The following is a 22,925-nucleotide window of genomic DNA, read 5'->3' on the forward strand; positions in this document are numbered from 1 at the left end:
GTGGCGGACGACCAGACTGCTGCGCCGCTTCCTGTGAGGTCCCCAGGGGCGGCCGGGAGGGGGTCAGTTGCAGGTGGTGCCGTTGAGCTTGAAGGGTGCCGGCACGGTGGGGGACCCGCTGGCGGTGAAGCCGAAGCTGACCGCCCCGTTGGTCGGGATGCTGGCGTTGTGGTTCTCGTTGCCCACCGTGACCGCAGCGCCGGTCTGCTGGAAGACGCCGTTCCAGTAGCCCTGGACCAGCTGGCTGCCGGGGAAGGTCCAGCCGAGCGACCACCCGTTGACGGCCGGGCCGTCGTTGTAGACGGTGACGCTGACGTTGAAGCCGGCGTTCCAGGAGTTGGTCACCACGTACGACACCCGGCAGGTGCTCGCGAGGGCGGTGGCCGGCCGGATGTCGCCGTAGTCGTCCCGGGCGGTGGCGAAGTCCTGGAAGCCGAAGCCGGGACCGGCCGACCGGGTGGTGGTGCCGGCCGCGAGGACGGTGCCGTTGGCGTTGACCGAGTAGACCGGCCCACCGCTGTCGCCGCCCCGGGCCGACTCGTCGCCGTCGAGCTGGGTGGCCTCGACCAGGTCCTCGATGTCGTCGTAGTGGAAGTCGACCCGCAGGTTGCAGACCGGGCCGCCGATCTCACCGGCCGAGGTGTAACCCGACTGGCAGAGCAGCTGACCGGGGAAGACCTGGGTCCAGCCGGTCACCTGGGCGCGTACCTCGTCGTTCTGCCCACCGACATAGATGTGGCTGCCCGGCGACGAGGTCGACACCAGCATGGTGTCGTGGTCGTCGTTGCTGGCGACCGAGTAGCCGATCAACGTGCCGGTGTTGGTGTTGGTGTTCCAGCCGACGTGCCAGGGCTGACCGATGGGGCCGCAGTGTTCCGCGGTGAGCAGGTAGCCCACGTTGGTCGTGTAGTTGCGGACGCCGAAGCCGGCGGTGCAGGCGTAGGTGGTGAGGCCGATGCCGATCCCGCCGTCGTACGGCGCGGAGTCGTTGTAACGGGACCGCTCGACCATCCGCTCCCGGACGACCGTCCGGGTGCTGACCCCGGTCGCCGGCAGCTTCGGCTGCTTCGCGCCGGCCTTCGGGTCGACGGCGACCTCGATGCCGGAACCGTCGGTACGGAGCCGGACGGCGTGCGCGGCGTCCTTCGGGTCGGCGTCCACCACGGGGGTGAGCTTCGCCGCCGCCTTCTTCAACTCGGTACGGGAGTACGTGGCCCCGACCACCTCGACCGGGGCGGTACGGCGAGCGGTCGTCACCGCCGTCGCGACGTCCTTGGGCAGGGTGCCCTTCCACCAGAGCGTGACATGGTCGTCCACCAGCCCGATGCCGGCGTAGCCGCGCGGGGTGCCGGCGTCGACGGCGGTGCGGATGACGTTGGCGGCGTCGACGAGCGGGGTCTGGGCGATCATCCGGTCCCGGGTCTGCGCCGGGATCAGGTCGAGCAGGGAGCGGCCGTTCTCGGACGTCGGCGTCGTCGCCGACGTGCCGAACGGCTGGCTGGGCGCGGCCTGCGAGGCCGCCGTCAGTGGACCGACCAGCACCGTGGTGCCGAGCAGCACACCGGCGACCACCGAGCGGGGGGTCGCTTTCCAGGTTTGCGTCATGACCAAGAGTCAAGTGACTCCGCCGCCCCGGGAACATGCAGAAGCATCGGCAAGAATCGGCCACGACGGTGGCGCCGCCCACACCCTGGTCGACCACGACGCCCGGTCGCCGCAGGCCGGCCCGGACGCCGACCGGGTCCGGAGCTGGTGGCTGCGGCCCCGGTCGGCGTGGGTGGTGTGCCCGCCGTCAGGCGGTGGTGCGGGAGATCAGGCGGTGGCGCAGGAGATGTTGCCGGGCGCGGTGCTGCTGCTGCCGTTGGCCAGGAAACCGAGGGTGGTCGAGGCGTTCGGGCCGAGGGCGCCGTTGTAGGAGGCGTTGCGGATGCTCACCGCGCCGCTGTTGCCGGTGTTGGTGCCGTTCCAGACGTTGACGATGGTCTGTCCGCTGGCCATCGTCAGCTGCACCGTCCAGCCGCTGATGGCGGCGGAGCCGTTGGTCACGATGATCTCGGCCTGGAAGCCACCGTTCCAACTGCTGACCGTGCGGTACGTCGCGGCGCAGCCACCCGGCTGCCCGGTGGGCGGCGGCGTGGTCGGCGGAGCGCTGGTCGGCGGGGTGGTCGGTGGCGTGGTGGGCGGGGTGGTCGGCGGAGCGCTGGTCGGTGGGGTGGTGGGCGGCGGGGTGGTCGTCCCCGGCACCGTGGTGGAGGCCGCGTTGAGGGCGTTGAGGACGGAGGTGTACGCCGGCTTGGGGTTGCTGTTGCGGTCGAACAGCAGCGGGTTCTCGTTGCCCCGCCAGGAGTCGCTGTCCCGGATGCCCCAGGTGGTGATGCCGACGCAGCGGGGGACGTTCATGCAGGCCTGGGTCAGCCCGGCGTACTGGGTGGTCGAGGCGTTGGTGACGTCGGCCTCGGTCAGCGCCACGTCCACCCCGAGGGCGGCGAAGCTGGACAGCGTCTGCTGGAAGTTGCCCGGCAGCGAGCTGCCGCCGGTGAAGTGGGTCTGCAGACCGACGCAGTCGATCGGCACGCCGCGCGCCTTGAAGTCCTTGATCATGTTGTATACGCCCTGCGTCTTGGCGTACGTCCAGTTCTCGATGTTGTAGTCGTTGTAGCAGAGCTTCACCGACGGGTCGGCGGCCCGCGCGGTGCGGAACGCCACCTCGATCCAGTCGTTGCCGGTGGACTGGAGGTTCGACGACCGGCGGGTGCCGTTCTCGGCGTACGCCTCGTTCACCACGTCCCAGGCGTAGAGCTTGCCCTTGTAGTGGGCCATCACGCCGTTGATGTGGCTGATCATCGCCTGCCGCAGCGCGCTGCCGCTGAGGCTGCCCCAGAACCGCGGCTGCTGGGCGTGCCAGGCCAGGGTGTGGCCCCGGAACCGCATGCCGCGCTGGGTGGCCCAGTTGTAGATCGCGTCACCCCTGCTGAAGTCGAACTGGCCGGGGTTGGGCTCGGTCGCGTCGGGCTTCATCTCGTTGACGGCCGTCATCATGTCGAACTCGCGGCTGGCGATGTTGAGGAAGCCGGAGTCGTTGAGCCGGTCCGCCCCCATGGCCGCACCGAAGTACCGGCCGCTGCGCTCGGCGGCGGCCTTCAGCGTGGTCCCGGGCGGCCCGCTGAGGTCGGCCTGGGCGGTGGTGGCCACGACCATCGAGGTCACGGTGATCGCCAGGGCGCAGGCCCCGCCCAGCAGCAGCCTGACGCTGCTCCTGGTAAGGCGTTTCGATGGAGCGGGTACGTCGTTCATCTGTGCGTTTCCTCTCGGTGTTCTGTCTGGTCCGTCGCGGCACCAGCACGGAACCGGCCGATCGTTGTGGGGTCGACGACCGGAGCACCGCACTCGCCGCGCGGGACCAGCACGACACAGGGGACGCCGGACCGGCACTCACCCGGCCGCGTCCTCATCGGTGACCACCGGCCGGCTGCCCGGTCCGCCCGGTGGATCGCGAACACTCCGCGTCGTACGCCCGTGCGGGGTGACGCTGCCCTGCGGTGATGTTATATCGAATGCATTCGATCTGCGACAGGTGTCGGGAGGGTCCTGGCGACCCGACACCCTGCGCCACCGCCCGACCACCCGGCGACGTCGCCCTCAGCGGGCACGGACCCGCCGGGTGGCCAGCTCGGTGCGGTTACGGACCCCGAGTTTGCGGAAGATGTTGCCGAGGTGGAACTCGATCGTCTTGACCGACAGGAAGAGCCGTTGGGCCGCCTCCCGGTTGCTGAGCCCGTTGGCGATCGCGGTGGCGACCCGGGCCTCCGCCTCGGTCAACGTCGGCCCGCCCGGGGGCGCCCCGAACACCGGCCCGACGACCGGGGAGAGGTCCACCCCCGACGGGCCCGCGACGGGTGCGCCGCCGAGCGTCCGGAGATCCCGCATCACCAGCGTCAGCATCCCGGCGGCACCCGTGCGGGCGTAACCCGCGCACGACTGCTCCAACAACCGGGCCGCCTCGCCCCGCCGGCCGGCCCGACCGTGGTGCGTGCCGAGCAGCCAGGCCAGCCGGGCGGCCAGCAACTGCTCGGTGGGTCGGGTCAGCAGGTCGAGCGCAGCCGTGAGCGCCGCCGTCGTCCCGACCGCGTCCGGGTCGAGGATCCAGGCCCGCCAGGCCGGCAGCACCGGCCCACCCGGCCAGGAGACGGGCGGGTCGTCGACCCCGGCGAGCAGTTCACCGGCCACCCCGGGTCGGCCGGCCAGGGCGTGATGGGTGGCCAGCTCCCAGCGGTGCTCGTACTGCAGGCCGGCGGTCGCGCCGACGTCGGTGGCCACCACGAGTTCGAGCAGCCCGGCCCAGGTCTCCCGGTCACCCCGGGCGAACGCCAGCGCGGCCGTGCACTCGGGCAGGTGGTGGGCGACCCACGCCGACCCGACCCGCGCGGCCAGCTCGCGGGCCTGGTCCAGGTGGACGGCGGCATCGTCCAGGTCACCACGCAGCGCGTCGCACTTGGCCAGCCAGGAGGTCACCTCGGCCTGCACGTCGAGGCTGCCGCACTGCCCGGCCAACCGGGCCGCCTCCCGCAGCTCGGCCTGGCCCCGGACGAGGTTGCCGGCCCAGGCGTCGCCCACCCCGATCAGCGCGAGCATCCGGGCCCGGTCCACCGGCGTCAGGTCCAGGTCGGCCAGCAGCGGGGCGAACCGCCGCGCCTCGTGCGGACGCATCAGGGTCATCACCGCGGTCAGCGCACACTCGACCAGCACCGGGTCGTCACCGAAGGCGTGCCGGTCGAAGATCCGTACGGCGGCGTCGAGGTGCTCCGGGCCCTCGGCGAGGCCGGCCCGGGTCGCCGCCGTCCCCGCCAGGGTGCGGTAGATCAGCTCGGTCCGCGCCGAACCGCTCACCTCGTGGGCCCGCCGCACCCGGTCCAGCAACGCCAGCAACCGGTCGCGGTCGGCGGTGCGGGACAGCGCGAGGAACGCCTGGAACACCAGGCGCGCGGACTGATCCGGGTCGGCACGGTCGGCCGCCGACAGCAGGCGCTCGGCCGTGATCTCGGTGGACACCGGCCGAGCGTAGAACCCGGGACCAACCCTGGGGATTTCCCTGGTGCCCAGCTCACCCCGGTCGGCACAGACTGCTCGCACCAGCCGGTCCAGCCGGCCGGCCGGCGTTGCGAACCAGATAGAGGTAACACCATGAAGCGCAGGACCGTACAGATCGACACCATTCCCGCCGACGGGGTGGAGCTGGCCGACGAGCAGCTCGCCGGGATGCTCGGTGGGCTGCCGCGCAACGGCGCGGGCTCGTCGAAGACCATCGACGACATCCCCGGCGGGGGTCGACCGGACACCGACACCGACTTCTGATCCGTCACCGTCGGCGATCCGGCCCACCCCCGGGTGGCCGGACCGTCGGCGGGCCCCCGCCCGGAGCACCCATGATCCTCATCCTGACCGCCCCCGACGACGTGCACGCCGACGCGGCCGAGGTGGAGCTGGGCCGGCGCGGCGTCCACTGGGTCCGCTTCGACCCGGCCGACGTGCCGTCCCGCGCATCGCTGTCGGTGACCATCCGGGACGGTCGGCTGACCCGCACCCTGGTCCGGCACGCTGACCCGCTCGGGACCGGTGACCGGGTCCTCGACCTCGACACGGTGACCGCCGTCTGGTTCCGCCGCCCCGGCATCCCGGTCGCCCCGGCCCACCTGGGCGAACCCCACGCCGGTTTCGTGGTCGAGGAGAGCCGGCAGTTCGTCGGCGACGTCTGGGAGACCCTCGACGTGCCGGCGCTGCCCGCCGCCCGGCCGGTGGTGCTGCGGGCCCAGCAGAAGGTCCGCCAGCTCCAGCTCGCCCTGCGCCTCGGTTTCGACGTGCCGGCCACCGCCGTCGGCAACGACCCCGGGGCCGTGCTCGACCTGTTCGACCACACCGGCGGTCGGATGATCACCAAGCAGGTCGGGCTGACCAGCCTCCGCGACGAACTGATGCGCTTCACCGAACCGGTCACCCACCGCGACGTCGGCCACGTCGACGGGGTACGCCACTGCCCCCTCATCACGCAGGAACGGGTGCCCAAGCGGGTCGAGCTGCGGGTCACCGTCGTCGGCGACCGGGTGTTCACCGCCGCCATCGACTCCCAGCGGTCCAACCACGCCCGACACGACTGGCGTCGCCAGGACGACCGGAACACCCCCCTGAGCCGCTACGACCTGCCCGCCGACGTCGCCGCCCGGTGCGTGGCGCTGACCCGCGCGCTCGGCCTGCGCTACAGCGCCCTCGACCTGATCGTCACCCCTGACGGCCGGTACGTCTACCTCGAGATCAACCCCAGCGGCCAGTACCTGTGGGTGGAGGAGGAGACCGGGCTGCCCATCACCGCCGCCGTGGTCGACCTGCTCACCACGCCCGCCCCCACCCCCGGAGCCACCACATGACCACCCTGGACCCGGCCCTGCTCGACGCGGCCCTCACCCTGGTGCGGGAGCTGACCGTCGACCGGGCCGGCCTGCCCGAGGCCCGCCGACGCCTCACCCCGCTGCGGGAGCGCTGGCCCGGGGCCGATCCGGCGATCGTGCGGGACGAGGAGGTCGCCGACGGCTCCGTCTCCTTCGACGTGCTGCTGCGCGAACCCGCCGGCACGGTCTCCGTGGCGTACAGCCCGACGCCGGCCCTGCCGTGGCCGCTTCGTGGGGCGGTCCGGCACTCCGACCACCAGCTCGCCCGGGTCGGCACCCGGACGCTGCGGGTGGGCGAGGCGCTCACCGCCCTCGACTTCCTCTGGTACGACCACGACGTGCTCGCCCGGCTGGTCGACACCGGCCTGGTCGCCGAGGAGCTGGAGCAGCACCCGGTCGAGGTCGACGACGGCGAACTACAGGCGGCGGCCGACGCGTACCGCCGGGCCAAGGGGCTGCTCGATGCCGAGTCGACCGCCCGGTGGCTGGCCGAGCGGGGGCTCTCCGCCGAGGACTTCGCCGACCTGGTCGCGCACACCGTGGCGGTCGCCCGGCTGCGGGCCCGGGTGGTGGGTGACCGGCTGCCGGAGTGGTTCGCCGCGCACCGGTCCACGTTCGACCGGCTCCTGATCGCCTGGACCGCCGAGGGGACGCCCCCCACCGACCGCGCGACGGCGCTCGCGACGGTGGCCGCCGCCGTCCGCGCCGGCCGGGCCGCCGGCGTCCTGCGGCCGGTGGCGGTCGCGGCCCCGGCGGAGCTGCGCGACGCCACCGGGCCGGTGCCGACCACGATCGCGGGGACCGCGGTGACGGCGGTGGTGGTCGACCGCGAGCCGGCCGTCCTCGACGACGACACCCGGGCGCTGGTCGAGCGGGCCATGTTCGACGAGTGGCTGGCGCAGCGCCGGGCCGACACCGACGTCGAGTGGTTCTGGTTGCCCCGGGACCGGACGACCCGGGTCCGGTGACCGGGCCGCGCCGGGTGCCGGTGGTGCTCCAGGTCGCCGCCACCGACTGTGGGCCCAGTGCGCTCGCCATGCTGCTCGCCGCCTGCGGTCGGGCGGTCCCGGCGTCGTACCTGCGGGCCCGGCTCGACGTCGGCCGGGACGGCCTGAGCCTGCGTGACCTGCGCGACGCAGCGCAGGAGCACGGGCTGCGCTGCCGGGCGATCGCCCTGCCCGCACTGCGCCGGGACGCCACCCGGCTGAGGGAACTGGCGATGCCCCTGCTGGCGCACTGGAACGGCGACCACTACCTGGTGGTGGAGCGGGTGGGCCGGCGCGGCATCGACGTCGTCGACCCGGCCGTGGGTCGGCGGCGGCTGTCACCCGCCCAGTTCTCCGCCGGGACCACCGGAGTGGTGCTGTTGGCCGCACCCGACGGGCCCGCCCCGCCGGTCCCACCGGCCCCGTCACCGGTACGCGACCTGCTGGTGCCGGTGCTGCGTCGGCACACCGGCCTGCTCGCGCTGCTGGCGGCGACCTCGGTGCTGCTCACCGCGACCGGCCTGGCCGTACCGTGGGCGACCGCCGCGCTCATCGACGCCGTCATGCCCCCGGCGGCGTCCTGGCTCGTCGCCGTCGCCGCGCTGGCCGTGCTCACCGGGGCGTTGTCCCTGGCCCGGGGGCTGACCGTGACCGCCCTGCAACGGCGTATCGGCAGCCGGCTCGGCACCGAGACGGTGCACCGGCTGTTCGCGGTGGTCTACCGGTACTTCCACCGCCGGTCCGCCGGTGACCTGGTCGACCGGGTCCGGGCGGTGGCCGGTGTCCGGGACCTGTTGGCGTCGGCGCTGGTGGCGACCGCGCTCGACGGGTTGCTGGTGGTCGGCTACCTGACCGTGGTGACGGTGCTGGCACCGGTGCTGGGGCTGGTGGCCGCCGCCGTGATCGCCGTCCAGGCGGGTACCGCGTTGTGGGTGGGCCGCCGCTCCGGTGCCCTGCAACGGGAGGAGCTGCTCGCCTCCGGTGAGGAGGCGGCCCGGCTGGCCGACGCGGTGCAGGGCATGGCGGCGATCCGGGTCGCCGGGGCCCAGCAGCGGGTACGGCAGCGCTGGCAGGAGTCGTTCGACCGGGGCGTGTGGGCGGCGCACCGGCTGGCCCGGTTGTCGGCGGTCGCGGATGCGCTGCTCGCCGCTTGGTCGATGGCGAGCCCGGTGCTCATGCTCCTGGTGGCGGTCGGGCAGGCCGATTCGCCGGGTCGGGCGGCCGGGCTGTCCGCGCTCGCGGTCGCCGCGATCACCCCGGCGGTCGCGCTGGCCCAGCGGTTGCCGTCGTTCACCCTGCTCGCGCCCACCATGGACCGGCTGGCCGACATCGCGGACGCACCGCTGGAGCAACCCGTTCCCGGCGTACCCGCACCCAGGCTGACCGGCCTGGTCACCCTCGACGGGGTGAGTTTCCGGTACGACCGGCGGTCGCCCTGGGCGTTGCGCGACGTCACCGCCGTGATCCCGCCCGGCAGCAAGGTGGCGGTGGTGGGCGGTTCGGGCAGCGGCAAGAGCACCCTGGTCGGCCTGCTGACCGGCCTGTACGCCCCGACCGGGGGGTGCATCCGCGTCGACGGCCACGATCTGGCCACGCTGGACCTGTCCTCGGTGCGCCGGCAGATCGGGGTGGTCCTGCAGGGGACCTACCTCGGCGCGGGCACCCTGCGGGAGGCGTTGACGCTGTCCCGCCCGGACGCCTCCGACGCCGCCGTCGCCCGGGCGCTGCGGCTCGCCGCGCTGCAGGAGGACGTGGCGGCCCTGCCGATGGGGTTGCACACCCACCTCGGCGACGGTGGCGTCGGCCTGTCCGGCGGGCAACGTCAGCGGGTCGCGCTGGCCCGCGCGCTGCTGGCCGACCCGGCCCTGCTCATCCTGGACGAGGCGACCAGCGCGCTGGACGCGGTGACCGAGGCGGCCGTCGAGGCGAGCCTGCGCACGCTGCCGATGACCCGACTGGTCATCGCACACCGGTTGTCGACGGTCGCGGACGCCGACCTGGTGCTGGTGCTCGACCGGGGGCGGTTGGTGGAGAGCGGACCGCCCCGGGTGCTGCTGACCGCCGGTGGGCCGTTCGCCCGGCTGGCCGGGGTACCCGGTGCCGTCGGGTCGTGGCCCGATCCGGTCCGTTGAGCCGGTCACGGCGCGTGCGGGACGGCGGCGAACTCGACGAGGTCGAGGCGGCCGTGGGTGGACGCATAGCGGGTGAGTGAGGTGTTGGCGACCGGGGTGGTGGCGAGGACCGCGTCGAGGTCGGCGAACGACAACCCCTCCAGGACGTGCCGGGCGGCGACGACCACGGCGTCGTGGGCCACCACCCACACCCGGCGGCCGGCGTGCCGGCGGTGCAGGTCGGCCAGGGCGGCGCGGACGCGGGCGGCGACGTCGTCGAACGTCTCACCGCCGGGTGGCCGGTAGGCATGGAGGCCGTCGGCGGCGAGCCGGGCCGCCTCGGCGGGGAACCGTTCGGCGATCATCAGCGGGGTCAGCAGTTCCAGCTCCCCCATGAGCCGGTCGACCAGCCGCCCGTCGAGGTCGACCGGGGCCGGGGTGACGCCGAGGGCCGCGGCGGTGTCCGCCACCCGCGCCCAGGTCTGCCGGGCCCGCCGGTACGGGGAGCAGACGACGTGGTCGGGATGCTGGTCGGCGGGTTGCGCCGCGAGCCAGCGGCCGAGCCGGGTGGCCTGTCGCCGGCCCAGTGGTGACAGCGGGACGTCGGCGTCGCGTCCGGTGAGCCCGTGGGTGGCGACGCCCCGCGCGTGGGCCTCGGCGAACGCGACGTTGGCGACGCTCTGCCCGTGCCGGACGATGGTCAACTCCGCGACGGTGTCCACCGTTCCACTGTCCGGCAGCAGCCGGCGCGGGGCGACCCCGGGCGGCGGGACGCTGCCGGGAACGACGGCGGTACCCGGCAGCGCGCCGGCCTCGACGCCCCGACCGAACACGTTTCCGAAAGTTTCCGAAAGTCGTTGACGCGTTCGAAACGCCGCTGCAATACTCCGATTCACAGCGACATCAACGCATCTCGATAGAACCCCGCATCCCCAGGCAGCACCGCCCCCAGGAGGACCTGCGCATGATCTCCAGCACCGGTGACTCCGGTTACCCGTCCCGCTCCCGAGCCTCCCGCCTGACCGTCCGGCTGGCGGTGCTCGCCACCACCGTGGCGCTGGGCGCCGTCGGCGTCGCGGTCTCCGCCACCCCGTCCAGCGCCGCCGCCTGCAACGGCTACGTCGGCCTCACCTTCGACGACGGACCGACCGGCAGCACCGGCGCGCTGCTGAACGTGCTGCGCGCCAACAACGTCCGGGCGACCATGTTCAACGTCGGGCAGAACGTGCAGGGCAACCCGTCCGCCGCCCGGGCCCAGGTCGACGCCGGCATGTGGATCGGCAACCACAGCTGGAACCACGCGCACATGACCTCGATGGGTCAGAGCCAGATGCAGTCCGACCTCTCCCAGACCAACTCGGCGATCCAGTCGGCGACCGGCGTACGGCCGCAACTGTTCCGCCCGCCCTACGGCGAGACCAACTCGACCCTCCAGTCGGTCGCCTCGTCGCTCGGCATGCGCCAGGTGATCTGGGACGTCGACTCCCAGGACTGGAACGGCGCGAGCGTCAGCCAGATCGTCTCCAACGCCGGCCGGCTCCAGAACGGCCAGGTGATCCTGATGCACGACGGCATCCAGAACACCCGCGACGCGATTCCGCAGATCATGGCCAACCTGAACAGCCGTGGCCTCTGCCCGGGCATGATCTCGCCGAGCACCGGCCGGGCGGTGGCCCCGGACGGCACCCCGCCGACCAACCCCCGACCACCCCGCCCACCGGCACGCCGACCACCCCGCCGGCCGGTGGGACGTGCACCGCGACGGCGACGTACCCGAACGTGTGGGGCGACCGGTACAACACCTCGGTGACGGTCCAGGGCGGCAGCAACTGGACGGTGGTGGTGGCGCTGACCGCGCCGCAGAAGGTCAACACCACCTGGAACGGCACGCCCAGCTGGGACAGCTCCGGTTACGTGATGACGATGCGGTCCAACGGCAGCGGCAACACCTTCGGCTTCACCACGATGATGAACGGCAACAGCGGCGCGCGGCCACAGATCCGCTCCTGCACCACGGGCTGACCGGCACGCCGCTGTCGAGTCACCGGCCCGGGGCGCCGCGCTCGGACCCCGTCCCGACCACCGGCCCTCCCCGGACGTCTCCACGGCGTCCGGGGAGGGCCGTTCCGTGACCCCCGGAGACGACCTCGAAACTATCGGGTCACCTGCTCGAAACTACCGGTTGAAAACCCCGGGATTACCTGCCAACCTGAAATCCATCGATAATCGTGAACGTAAACAGCACGCTACGGGGCCACCCACCATCCACCACCAGGAGGTACCGACAGTGCGCGGACACGTACCCCACTCTCCGCCCCCGGAGCAGCCCCACCCCGCCCGGGTGTCCCCCCGTCGGCGGGGAAGGCTGTTCACGCTGGTCACGGCCGGGATCGCCGCCGCCGTCGCCGGGTTGTTCACCATGACGGTGGCGACCGGGACGGCGTCGGCCGCCGACAACCCGTACCAGCGGGGCCCCGACCCCACCCGGAGCAGCGTCGCGGCCGTGAACGGCCCGTTCGCCAACACCTCGGTCGCCGTCCCGACCGGGTACGGCTTCAACGGCGGTCGGATCTACTACCCGACCGACACCAGCCAGGGCACCTTCGGGGCGGTCGCCATCTCGCCCGGCTACACCGCGCTGTTCTCCGTCGAGCTGGCCTGGATGGGGCCGTGGCTGGCTTCGCACGGCTTCGTCGTGATCGGCATCGAGACCAACAGCCGCAACGACTTCGACACGGCCCGGGGCACCCAGTTGCTCGCCGCGCTGGACTACCTGGTGCAGCAGAGCCCGGTACGGGACCGGATCGACCCCAACCGGCTGGCCGTCTCCGGTCACTCGATGGGTGGTGGCGGGGCGCTCAGCGCGGCGCTGCGCCGCCCGGCGTTGAAGGCGGCGGTCGGCATCGCGCCGTACTCGCCGTCGTCGAACCTGGCCAACGACCGGGTGCCCACGATGGTCTTCGCCGGGCAGGCGGACACGGTGGTCACCCCGTCCTACGCCACCGGGCTCTACAACAGCCTCCCGACCACGACCGAGAGCGCCTACCTGGAGGTCGCGGGGGCCGACCACGGGTTCATGGTCGGCCGGTCGAACCCGGTGCTGATCCGGACCATGCTGCCGTTCCTCAAGATGTTCGTCGACAACGACGCCCGGTACAGCCAGTTCCTCTGCCCACTGGCGGACAACAGCGGTGTGGTCAGCTACCGCAGCACGTGCCCGCTGCTGCCGCCGACGTCGACCACCCCGCCGCCGATCCCGTCGGACACCCCGCCGCCGATCCCGACCACCCCGCCGCAGACCACGCCGCCGCCGAGCAACCCGCCCGGCGCCGCCAGCCTGATCGTCGGCGCGCAGTCCAACCGGTGCCTCGACGTGCCCAACGCCTCCCGCGCCAACGGCACCCGGGTCCAGCTCTGGGACTGCAACCGCGGGACCAACCAGTCGTGGACGTACACCACGAACAAACAACTCCGGGTGTACGGCGACATGTGCCTGGACGCGGCGGGCTCCGGTAACGGCGCGGCGGTCCAGATCTACGGCTGCCACAGCCAGACCAACCAGCAGTGGAACGTCAACGCCAACGGCACCATCAGCAGCGTGCAGTCCGGGCGGTGCCTGGACGTCTGGAGCACGGCCAACGGGGCGCAGGTCCAGCTCTACGACTGTCACGGGCAGACCAACCAACGGTTCACCCTGACGCCCCTGACCTGACGGTCGACCGGCGACCGCTCCCGCAGCGCGCGGACCCGGGCCGGCGTCTCCCGCATCCGGGGAGGCGCCGGCCCGGCCCGGTGGCGTACGCGGCGGAGGTGACTTCCGCTCGGCGCCGACCGTTCGCACCGCTAATCGACGTTGACGGGACAAGCCGTGTCCGGTTTGCGAGGCTTACCGGGTGCGGAGGGATGATCCCGCGCCACACCCGACAGCCGGGGGTCGGCGTCTGGTGGCCCGTGACCCCGGGGCCATCGGCGATGTGAGCTGGGTCGAGCTCTTCGTCGATCTACTCTTCGTGTTCGCGTTCCTGGCCGTCACCACGCTGATGGCCGAGCATTTCAGCCCCCTCGGGTTGGTCCAGGGCGTGCTCGTGATCCTCCTACTCTGGCACTGCTGGACCCCGTGTGTCTGGCTCGGCAACGTGGTGCACCTCGACCGGGGGATCATGCCCCCGGTCATGCTCGGCATCGCCGCCGCCCTGCTGGCGATCGGGGTCGCGATACCCGAGGCGTTCACCGACCGGGCGGGCGGACTGCCCGGCCCAATGGTGCTGATCTGCGGATATCTGCTGATCCGGGCGACCGCCATGGTCGTCCTCACGTTCGTCAGCCACCGGGGCGAGGGCGGCCGGCCGTCGGTGGTCGCCGCCTGGTCGATCTTCATCGCCGGTGGGCTGGTGCTGCTCGCCTCCTACCTGGTGCCGCCGCTGCTGCCGGCGATCGTCGACGCCACCCTGGTGCAGGCTGTGCTGTTCGCGAGCGCTCTCATGATCGACTCGCTCATCCTCGTGGTAGCCAGCAAGGGTGGCTGGCGGGTCGTCTCACCGTGGCACTTCGCCGAACGGCACGCCCTGATCGTGCTCATCGCGCTCGGCGAGACGATCATCTCGATCGGTGCCAGCGAGGGGCTCGGGGTGGACCGCCCGGTGACCCCCGAGTTGGCCGTCGGGGCGGTGCTGGGCATCACCGTGGTCTTCGCGCTGTGGTGGAGCTACTTCGACCTGGCCAAGGTGATCATCGAACGGGCCCTGCGGGCCAGCTCCGGGCGGGACCGCGCCAGGGTCGGTCGGGACGTCTACAGCGGGCTGCACCTGCCCATGATCGGCGGGTTGATCTTCTTCGCGCTGGGGCTGAAGTACCTCAACACACACACCACCCCGAAGAGCACCCAGCCGTGGCCGTCGGCCGGCGTCGCCATCCTGTACGGCGGTGTGCTGCTCTATCTGGGCGCGCTCGTCGCGGTGGAGTGGCGGGCGATCCGCCTGCTGGGTCGGGGTCCGCTGGTGGGGGTGGCGCTGCTGACGGCGCTGCTGACGGTGGTCGGACGGCTGACCGCGGTGCAGGCGCTGGTGGTGCTCGTCGCCGCCGTCTGCACGATGCTGGTGCTGGACAACACCCTCTTCCGGCGAAAACACCGGCAACTTCACGAGTCGATCGAGCAGGAGCGCCTCCACGTCGGGACGGTCGACCCCCGGGAACTCTTCGTCGACCTCGTGTTCGTGTACGCCTTCATCGAGGTCACCGCGGTGATGAACCGGTTTCCCACCCTGCTCGGCCTGGCCCAGGGCATGCTCCTGTTGGCGCTGCTGTGGTGGGCCTGGACGTCGTACACCTGGCTCGCCAACTCCGTACGGCACGACAGCACGGTGGTGCGGCTGTGCACGGCGGGCATCATGACGGCGGTGCTGCTGATCGGGCTGGCGATCCCGCAGGCTTTCGTCCCCCTGCCCGGCAGCCTCTCGGGCCCGCTGCTGGTCGTCGGGTGTTACATCGGCATCCAGCTCATGCAGGGGTTGATCTTCCGGCAGCTCGTCCGGGAGAACTCCGACCTGCGGGGCACCCGGAAACGGTTCGTCGCCACGACCGTCACCATCGCCATCCTGCTGGTGATCGCCGTCGTCGAGCTGGCCGCCCCCGACACGGCCGCCCGGCACCCCGCCATCACGCTGCTCTGGGTGGCCGCGCTGCTCGTGCAGTACGTCGCCGGGTACTGGGCCGGTGGGCGGCTGTGGCGGATCAGGCTGGTCCGGCACTGGGCCGACCGGCACGCCCTGGTCATCCTGATCGCCGTCGGCGAGGCGGTCCTCTCCGTCGGCATCTCCATCAACAACGTGCCGATCTCCGCCCCCACGCTGGTCGTCGTCGTCGCGTCGGTGGTGGCCCTCGGCACGATCTGGTGGAGCTACTTCACCGGCATCGACGCGGCCCGGATCGCCCTCGAGGCCTACGAGGGGGACCGTCGGGTCCGCGCCGCGCGGGACGCGTACACCTATCTGCACCTGCCGATGATGGCCGGGATCGTCCTGATCGCCTACGGCCTGCACCAGACCCTGGCCGCGTCCCAGGAGCGGCACAGCGCCCTGCTGGGCCACTACATGCTGTTCTTCGGGGTGGCGTTGTACCTGCTCGGCAACCAGATGTTCTGGCTGCGGATCTTCCGGACGGTCAGCCCCCACCGGCTCATCGGCGCGGGGGTGGTCACCGTCCTCGCGCCGGTGACCGTCGCGCTGCCGTCCGTGCTCTCGTTGCTGCTGCTGACCGTGATCGGCGTCGTCTTCGCCGTCGTCGAGGCGGTGCAGGAGGGTGACCCACGGACCCGGCGGCCCGCCCGGACGTGAGCCGGGTGGGCCGGGCTCAGCCGACGGTGCAGGGGCCGCCGTTGAGCCCGAAGCTGGTCGGCGGCGCGTTGCTGGTGTGCCAGCTGCCCTGGATGCCGAAGCTCACCGAGCCGTTCGGCGCGACGACGCGGTTCCAGTCGACGTTACGGGCCGTCACCGTGGCCCCGCTCTGGCTGGTCGTCGCGTTCCACCCGGAGGTGACCTGCTGGTCCCCCCGGAAGCTGAAGGTGAGCGTCCAGCCGTCCACCGGCGCGGTCGCGGTGTTCCGGACCGTCACGACGGTGACGAACCCGCCCTGCCACTCGGACTGGTTCTGGTAGGTCACCCGGCAGGTGGTCGGCGGCGGTGTGGTCGGCGGGGTGGGCGTCGTCGGCGCGAAGACCGCGTTGGAGGCGATCGAGAGGTTGCCGGCCGCGTCCCGGGCCCGCACGTAGAACTGGTACCGCAGCGGCGTCGACGGCGGAGGCGGCGGCGGGAGCGCGATCGGGTACGTCGTCGTCGACACGGTGGCGACCAGGAACGAGCTGTACCAGCCGTCGAAGCGGTAGACGTTGTAGCCGCTCACCCCGACGTCGTCGGTCGAGGGTGACCAGGAGAGCGTGGCGGTCGAGTCGGTCACGTCGCCGAGGGTCAGGTTCTGCGGCGCGCTCGGCGGGGTGGTGTCCGGTCCGGTGTCGGTGACCGGGGTGACCACGGTGACCGGCTCCGACGACAGGGAGCGGTGCCCGACGACGTCCCGGGCGGAGATCCGGAACAGGTACTGCCGGCCCGGGGTGATGTAGTTGCTGATCGTGGTGGTGGTGACGTCGCCGACGCTTGCCGACATGACGACGTCGTCGAAGGGGCTGTAGTACGTGATGTCGTAGCCGGCGATGGCGCAGCAGCCACGGGTCGCGGCCGTCCAGGTGAGGGTGACCGACCTCGTCTTGACCTGGCTGGCGGTGACGTTCGTGGGCACGCCCGGCGGGAAGGGCGAGGTGTCCGGTGTGCCCGGCGGGGTGGTGGGTGGCGCGGTCGGCGGCGGCGTCGTGGCCGCTCCCGCCAGGGGCGCCGCGGCGGGTGCGGGCGCGACCCCGGGGAGCCCACCGGCGGCCGGTACGGGGAGCGTCGTGGTGCCGGCACCGGCGGCCGGTACGGCGATCGCTCCCAGGCCGAACACGGCGATCGACGAGACGACGGCGGCGAGCAGGCCGGGCCGCACGCGGCGGCGCGGCGCGGACGAACGGACCCCTGGCATACGTCCACGGTGCGGCAACATATCGAAGGTTGTCAACGACTTGCACCAACCGGTGCGTGGTTCCGGGCCACCTCGGACCCGATCGGGTCCGGCACCGGCTCGCGCGCTCGGTTGCGGGGCGGCCCGGACCGGCCCGCGACCGGACGGCCGCCTGCTCCCCGGGAGCCGCCCCGCAGCTCAGCCGGCCGTCCAGGCGCGGAGCTTGTCGGGATTGAGGACCGTCCAGATGCGCCTGATCCGGTCACCCACGACGTCGAACGCCAGCACCGCCCCGACGACGCCCGCCACCTGCGCCACCAGACCTGGCTGCCCGTTGACCGTGCACTCCAGGAGCCGGACGCCGGAGGCCGCACCGCCCCGATCGGCGAAGAAACGTGCGACCTGCCCGGCACCCTCGATCGGGTGGAGTGCCGCGCTGACCCGCCCGCCACCGTCGCCGGTCGCGGTGGCGTCGGGCGTCAGCAGACCGACGAGCGCGTCGATGTCGGCGGCCTGCCACGCCTTCCTGAACTCCCGGACGATGCCGGCCTGGCGGGCGGTGGGCACGCCGGGTACCGGTGCCCCGCGCACGCGGCGGCGACCGGACGAGGCCAGCTGGCGGCACGCCGCCGGGGTACGGCCGACGACCTCGGCCACCTCGGCGAAGGAGTAGCGGAAGACGTCGTGCAGGACGAACGCGACGCGCTCGGCCGGGGTCATCGACTCCAGCACCACCAGGAAGGCCATCCCGACCGACTCGTCGAGGGCGATCTGGTCGACCGGGTCACCACCGGTGGGGTCGCTGGTCCACTCCGCACGTGCGGGCAGCGGCTCCGGCAGCCACTGGCCCACGTAGCGCTCCCGGCGGGCGCGGGCCGAGCCGAGCAGGTCGAGGCAGATCCGACCGGCGACCCTGGCCAGCCAGGCGTCCGGGGCCGCGATGGCGTCCCGCTGGCCGGGGGTCAGGGCATACCAGCGGGCGTACGTCTCCTGCACGACGTCCTCGGTGTCGGCCAGGGACCCGAGCAGCCGGTACGCGAGATTGACGAGCTGACGCCGTTCGCCGACGAGCCCGCTCGGGGCCGGGCCGGGCCGGTCGGACCCCAGACCGGTGGGGTTGGTCATGCTGCCGCCGGCCCCCTCGCCCGCTCCCCGCCCACCGGCTCGACCGACGTACGCCAGCGGTGGTGACCCCGGCTCGCCGCCTGACATTCGGCAGGGCTGTGTCGTCGTATCAGTGCACCGAACACTATCCCAGCGACGGGGGAAAAACGATCATGGAACCAGTGAACCTGGCGATCATCTACTACAGCGCCACCGGCACCGTGCACACCCTGGCCGAGGCCGCGGCCGAGGGGGCGCGGCAGGCCGGCGCGAACGTACGCCTGCGCAAGGTGGCCGAGACGGCCCCGGCCGAGGCGGTCGACGCCAGGGCGGAGTGGGCCCAGCACGTCCAGGACACCGCCGACGTCGACGTGGCCAGCGGCGACGACCTGGACTGGGCAGACGCGGCCCTGCTCGGCACCCCCACCCGCTTCGGCAACGTGTCGAGCCAGCTCAAGGCGTTCATCGACACCCTCGGCCCGCTGTGGTTCCAGGGCCGGCTCGCCGGCAAGGTCTACTCGGCCTTCACCGCGTCGAACACCTCGCACGGCGGGCAGGAGTCGACCCTGCTGTCGCTGTCGAACGTCTTCTACCACTGGGGCGGGATCATCGTGCCTCCCGGCTACACCGACCCGATCCAGTTCCAGTCGGGTAACCCCTACGGCACCTCGCACGTGGCCGGCAGCGGCCCGCCCGGTGACGTCACCCTCCAGGCGGCCCGCTACCAGGCCCGGCGCGTGGTCGACACCGCAGCCGCACTGAAAGCCGGACGGCCCGCCTGAATCCCTCCCCGCCCCGACCGGGCGGATCGCCCGGCCTGAGCAGGCCGGGCGGAACGGGGGCGGTCGGGGCGGGGGCGGTCAGGGCGGGGCGGTCAGGGCGGGGGCGGTCAGGGCCGTTGCGGAGCGCGAAACTCGCATGGACAGGCGGTGTTACGTTGAAGCGGTCCACCAGCGACGGTCGAGGGGGTGTGCATGGCCGAGACCATGGGGCGGGTCCTGCCGGTCTATCTGGTGGCGGACGAGTCCGTCTCCATGACTCCGGTCGTGGACGAGCTGAACGCCGGCCTCCAGTCACTCCACGACGCCCTGCTGCGTGAGCCGCTCGCAGCGGCCAAGGTCCGCTTCTCGATCATCGGGTTCTCCGAGGACGTGATCGTCCACTCCGCACTGTCCGACCTGCGCAACGAGTCGGCGCTGCCGCAGCTGTCCGTACGGGCCGGGACGGCCTACGGCGTCGCGTTCAGCCTGCTGGTCGACCGGATCCCGGCCGACGTGCGCGCCCTCAAACGGGAGGGCTTCGCGGTGCACCGGCCGGCGGTGTTCTTCCTCAGCGACGGCCAACCGACCGACCCGGGCGAGTGGGAGCCGGTCTATGCCGAGCTGACCGACCGGGAGCGCACCCCGACCGCGCCGAACATCATCGCGTGTGGCATCGGCGAGGCACGGGCCGAGACGATCCTGCACGTGGCGACCCGGCCGGAATTCGCGTTCGTGGCCACCCCCGGGGTCGAGGTGGGGTTCGCGATCGCCGAGTTCTGCACCGCCCTGACCCGCAGCGTCATCAGGTCGGGGCAGGCCGTCGGTGGCGACACGGCGGAGCTGGTCGTGGAGCGGCCGGACAGCTTCCGGATGGCCGTGGACGTGGTGTGAGCTTCGACTGGGCTCCTCCGCTGATCGGGGCGACGGGCCCGGAGCTGCCGGCCCGCGCGCCGCAGACGCAGCCGTACCGGCCGGACACCGTGCTCGACGGGTGGGCGACGGACGGCTTCGCGGTGCGGGCGGCCTCGGTGCGCGGGCCCGGCCACCGGGCGTCCGACGTACCCCGGCAGGACGATTTCGCGCTGGCCACGGCGGACGGTTCGGTGATCGCGGTGGTGGCCGACGGGGTCTCCAACGCCCCGCTGTCCCACCTGGGCGCCACCATGGTGTGCCGGACGGTCGTCGACTACCTGCTGCGCGCCGACGACACCGTCGACTGGCACGACCTGCTGCGCTGCGCGGGCTGGGCCCTGGTGGAGTACGCCGGGCGGCAGCTGGGTGAGCCCGATCCGCAGCGGGCCGAGGCGCTGCTGGCCAGCACCGTGGTCGTCGCCCTCGTCCGGCCGGACGGGCCCGGTCGGGCCGTCGCCCACCTGGTCCGGGTCGGTGACTCGGCCGCCTGGCGGTTGCGCGACGGCACCTGGGAGCCACTGCTCACCGACCCGACCGACCCGCAGGACGAGTTGCTGCCGGACGGCGTCGCCGCCCTGCCCCGGGTGCCCACCGAGGTCGACCCGGTGGCGGTGACCCTCGTCGCGGGCGACGTGCTGGTGCTGGCCACCGACGGTTTCGCCGAGCCGCTCGGGCACGGCACCGGGGACCTCGGGCAACTGTTCGGCGACGGGCTGACCACGCCGCCCGCGCTGACCCGGCTCGCCTGGATGCTCGACTTCGCCGGCGGGGCCTGGGACGACGACCGTACCGTGCTGGCCGTCTGGCCGGTCCCGCCCGAACTGCCATGACCAGCCCACTGCCGCCCGAGGTGAGCCTGTCCGCCCTCGGCCCGCGTAACCGCATCGGGGTCGGCGGTCAGGGCACCGTCTACGCCCTCACCGAGGACCCCCGGTGGGTCTACAAGGAGTACGCGACCCGGCTCGTCGACGACGTCGACGTGACCACGCTGAACCGTTTCGTCCGACTCGCCGCCGACGCCGGACCGGACGCGGACGCGCTGCTCGGTCTCGCCGCCTGGCCCACCGCCGTCGTCCGTAAGGAGGGCGTGGTGCGGGGCTTCCTGATGCCCCGGGTGCCCGACCGGTTCCGGGTCCGGATCCAACTGCCACGCGGGCCGGACACCGTGCTGGCACAGGTGCAGTACCTACTCAACAACGACGACTACCTGCGCGGCCGTGGCCTGCACGTCGACGACCGGATGCGCCTCGAACTGCTGCGGGACACCGCCGAGGCGCTGACCCTGCTGCACCGCCTCGGGGTCTGCGTCGGTGACCTGTCGCCGAACAACCTGCTGTTCAGCCTCGACGCCCGACCCCGGTGCTACTTCATCGACTGTGACGCGATGCGCCTCGATGGCGACTCGGTGCTGGCGCAGGCCGAGACCCCCGAGTGGCACGTGCCGGACGCGGACGCCGAGGAACTGGCCACCCCGGCCACCGACGCGTTCAAGTTCGGACTGCTCGCGGTCCGCCTGTTCGCCGGTGACCAGCAGACCCGCGATCCGGCTGCGGCGCAGCGGCGGCTCGACCGGCAACTGGTCACCCTCGCCGGCCGGAGTCTCGACCCCGTCCCGGACCGCCGGCCGGCCCCGGAGCACTGGCTGGACGCCCTGGAGCGGGGCATCCGACGCACACCGCCGACGGCACCGGCTGCTTCCCCGGGCCCGGAGCCGCCCGGTCAGGGGTCGACGCGCCCGAACGCCCCCCGCCGGGACCCCGTACGCCGCAACGTCCCCCGGCCCGGGGTGGTCAACCCCCAGCCGGCCGGCCGGGGTTGGGGTCTGCTCGTCGCGGCGATCGCCGCGATCGCGGTGATGGCCGGCCTGATCAGCGCCAACAGCGACACGACGAGCACGACCCCCCGGGCCCGGTCGAGTCTGCCGACGGGAGTGCGGTGGGACGCCACCATCGTGCCCTCCTACCCCCGGGTCCTGCCCACCCGCTACCCGGCAGGGGTGCCCGCAGCGCCCGTCCTGCCGCTACCGACCCGTTTCGACCTCGAAAAGCTCCTTCCCCTGGCCAGGCCCTGCCTGTTCAGCGACGTCACGGTGGGGCGCAGCCTCAACCGGACGTCCGCCCGGACGAAAGCGGCGGTCGCCGCCGTCGGCAGCTTCCTCTGCGGGATCAACATCGACTCACCACGCCTGGCCGACCGCAGCAGCACCCAGACCGCGCGCGCCGCCACGTTGGCGGACCGGGGCCCGTTCCGTGGCGCGACCATCATCGGGATCCGCACCGCGGCCAGCGGCAGCCCTCAGGTCAACGTGGTGTTCGTGCCGAGTGGTGAAGGCTCGTCATCCGATTGCTGGCGCTCCCGGCTGTCACTGGTCAAGGACGGTGCCGGATACCGCGTGGGCTCGCTCGCCGCCCCGGCCCGGGCCTCCTGCCCGTGACCGCTGGCACCCTTGTGCAGCAGGTCGTTGACGGCGGCAGCGGTGGACGGGGGCAGCGGACGACCCTCCTCGACGGGGAAGCCCAACTCGGCGACCAGGCTGCGGTGCCGCAGGTCGACGGTCGCCTCCACGGTGTCGGCGAACAGGCCCACCGCGGACCGGGCCCGCCACCAGAAGACGACACCGAGGGTCGCGCCGAGCGGTGCCGCCGGCCACCACCACGGGGTCAGCGCCAGGTAGAGCACCGCCCAGCCGGCCGAGGTGACGGCCCGGTCGAACCGGTCACGGGCCTGCATCACGTCGGTCCGGCCATCGGCGGTGAGCAGCAGCCAGAGCCGTGGCCAGATCAGGCCCAGGCGGAGACCGTACTGCGCGGCGACCCGGTCGTCGGCGAGGCGGATCCGGTCACCGATCCACGTCGGCCGGGCCGGCAGGTACACCGCCGGGACCACCCGGTGTTGCGCGACCAGCCGACGCGCGGCAGCGGCCCGGCGGCGGGCGGTCAGCGCCGTCGCGATCCGCCCCGCCGGGCCGGCCCAGGACCCGAGCCAGAGGTGGCGGACGACCCGGCCGGCCGCCTGGGCGCCGACGGCGGCCACCGCGGCGACCGCGACGACGAGCGACCCGAC

The 22,925-nt window shown here is 72.9% G+C and carries 18 protein-coding genes; 12 read left to right on the top strand and 6 right to left on the bottom strand.

The genetic code is table 11. From position 1 onward, the window contains the following. Nucleotides 1–63: 63 nt before the first annotated feature. The 3 genes from J7462_RS18605 to J7462_RS33360 all read right to left on the bottom strand — a co-directional run bounded on the left by J7462_RS18605 (nt 64) and on the right by J7462_RS33360 (nt 5,049). Nucleotides 64–1,605 carry a cellulose binding domain-containing protein gene (locus J7462_RS18605; protein WP_219465205.1) on the bottom strand — a complete coding sequence of 514 codons (1,542 nt, stop codon included), beginning with the start codon at nt 1,603–1,605 and terminating at the stop codon, nt 64–66. 207 nt (nt 1,606–1,812) lie between these two features. Continuing rightward, nucleotides 1,813–3,294, bottom strand: coding sequence for an endo-1,4-beta-xylanase (locus J7462_RS18610; protein WP_219465206.1), 1,482 nt, complete (start codon nt 3,292–3,294; stop codon nt 1,813–1,815). A gap of 345 nt (nt 3,295–3,639) precedes the next feature. Further along, nucleotides 3,640–5,049: a helix-turn-helix transcriptional regulator gene (locus J7462_RS33360; protein ID WP_308290935.1), complete on the bottom strand. Its 1,410-nt coding sequence runs from the start codon at nt 5,047–5,049 to the stop codon at nt 3,640–3,642. A gap of 132 nt (nt 5,050–5,181) precedes the next feature. Between J7462_RS33360 and J7462_RS18620 the strand changes: the two genes are divergently transcribed. The 4 genes from J7462_RS18620 to J7462_RS18635 all read left to right on the top strand — a co-directional run bounded on the left by J7462_RS18620 (nt 5,182) and on the right by J7462_RS18635 (nt 9,558). Continuing rightward, nucleotides 5,182–5,352: a putative ATP-grasp target RiPP gene (locus J7462_RS18620; RefSeq protein ID WP_208564974.1), complete on the top strand. Its 171-nt coding sequence runs from the start codon at nt 5,182–5,184 to the stop codon at nt 5,350–5,352. A gap of 71 nt (nt 5,353–5,423) precedes the next feature. Continuing rightward, on the top strand, nt 5,424–6,419 hold the full coding sequence (locus J7462_RS18625; protein ID WP_219465207.1) for an MvdC/MvdD family ATP grasp protein: 996 nt from the start codon (nt 5,424–5,426) through the stop codon (nt 6,417–6,419). Beyond that, nucleotides 6,416–7,408 (top strand): TIGR04500 family putative peptide maturation system protein, encoded by a 993-nt coding sequence (locus J7462_RS18630; RefSeq protein ID WP_219465208.1) that lies wholly within the window; start codon nt 6,416–6,418, stop codon nt 7,406–7,408. The genes J7462_RS18625 and J7462_RS18630 overlap by 4 nt, the downstream gene beginning before the upstream one ends. Further along, on the top strand, nt 7,405–9,558 hold the full coding sequence (locus J7462_RS18635; protein ID WP_219465209.1) for a peptidase domain-containing ABC transporter: 2,154 nt from the start codon (nt 7,405–7,407) through the stop codon (nt 9,556–9,558). The genes J7462_RS18630 and J7462_RS18635 overlap by 4 nt, the downstream gene beginning before the upstream one ends. A gap of 5 nt (nt 9,559–9,563) precedes the next feature. On the opposite strand, the gene J7462_RS18640 is transcribed toward J7462_RS18635, so the two are convergent. After that, the gene (locus J7462_RS18640; protein WP_219470454.1) at nt 9,564–10,259 is read right to left on the bottom strand and encodes a histidine phosphatase family protein; all 696 of its coding nucleotides are present in this window, start codon (nt 10,257–10,259) and stop codon (nt 9,564–9,566) included. 242 nt (nt 10,260–10,501) lie between these two features. Here J7462_RS18640 and J7462_RS18645 point away from each other — a divergent pair, with 242 nt between their 5' ends. From J7462_RS18645 to J7462_RS18655, 4 genes are all read left to right on the top strand, one after another. After that, complete coding sequence (locus tag J7462_RS18645) at nt 10,502–11,347, top strand: polysaccharide deacetylase family protein (RefSeq protein WP_255597783.1); 846 nt, start codon at nt 10,502–10,504, stop codon at nt 11,345–11,347. After that, nucleotides 11,344–11,559, top strand: coding sequence for a hypothetical protein (locus J7462_RS32340; RefSeq protein WP_255597784.1), 216 nt, complete (start codon nt 11,344–11,346; stop codon nt 11,557–11,559). The genes J7462_RS18645 and J7462_RS32340 overlap by 4 nt, the downstream gene beginning before the upstream one ends. A gap of 319 nt (nt 11,560–11,878) precedes the next feature. Continuing rightward, entirely contained in the window at nt 11,879–13,249 is a 1,371-nt protein-coding gene (locus J7462_RS18650) for a ricin-type beta-trefoil lectin domain protein (protein WP_308290936.1), read from the top strand. 232 nt (nt 13,250–13,481) lie between these two features. After that, nucleotides 13,482–15,869, top strand: coding sequence for a low temperature requirement protein A (locus J7462_RS18655; protein ID WP_219465213.1), 2,388 nt, complete (start codon nt 13,482–13,484; stop codon nt 15,867–15,869). A 16-nt stretch (nt 15,870–15,885) separates the two neighbouring features. Here J7462_RS18655 and J7462_RS18660 read toward each other — a convergent pair whose 3' ends face one another. Further along, nucleotides 15,886–17,106 (bottom strand): cellulose binding domain-containing protein, encoded by a 1,221-nt coding sequence (locus J7462_RS18660; protein WP_219465215.1) that lies wholly within the window; start codon nt 17,104–17,106, stop codon nt 15,886–15,888. 177 nt (nt 17,107–17,283) lie between these two features. Continuing rightward, nucleotides 17,284–18,210, bottom strand: a complete 927-nt coding sequence (sigJ, locus tag J7462_RS18665) for an RNA polymerase sigma factor SigJ (protein ID WP_219465216.1) — start codon at nt 18,208–18,210, stop codon at nt 17,284–17,286. Nucleotides 18,211–18,362: 152 nt separating this feature from the next. Between sigJ and wrbA the strand changes: the two genes are divergently transcribed. The 4 genes from wrbA to J7462_RS18685 all read left to right on the top strand — a co-directional run bounded on the left by wrbA (nt 18,363) and on the right by J7462_RS18685 (nt 22,296). Next, complete coding sequence (gene wrbA, locus J7462_RS18670) at nt 18,363–18,971, top strand: NAD(P)H:quinone oxidoreductase (protein WP_219465217.1); 609 nt, start codon at nt 18,363–18,365, stop codon at nt 18,969–18,971. 192 nt (nt 18,972–19,163) lie between these two features. Further along, on the top strand, nt 19,164–19,841 hold the full coding sequence (locus tag J7462_RS18675) for a hypothetical protein (RefSeq protein WP_219465218.1): 678 nt from the start codon (nt 19,164–19,166) through the stop codon (nt 19,839–19,841). Then, nucleotides 19,838–20,692 carry a protein phosphatase 2C domain-containing protein gene (locus J7462_RS18680; protein WP_219465219.1) on the top strand — a complete coding sequence of 285 codons (855 nt, stop codon included), beginning with the start codon at nt 19,838–19,840 and terminating at the stop codon, nt 20,690–20,692. Before J7462_RS18675 ends, J7462_RS18680 begins: the two co-directional genes overlap by 4 nt. Next, complete coding sequence (locus J7462_RS18685) at nt 20,689–22,296, top strand: hypothetical protein (protein WP_219465220.1); 1,608 nt, start codon at nt 20,689–20,691, stop codon at nt 22,294–22,296. Before J7462_RS18680 ends, J7462_RS18685 begins: the two co-directional genes overlap by 4 nt. The last annotated feature ends 629 nt before the right edge of the window (nt 22,297–22,925 follow it).

Source organism: Micromonospora sp. RL09-050-HVF-A (genome assembly GCF_019374995.1).
Classification (GTDB): Bacteria; Actinomycetota; Actinomycetes; order Mycobacteriales; family Micromonosporaceae; genus Micromonospora; species Micromonospora antibiotica.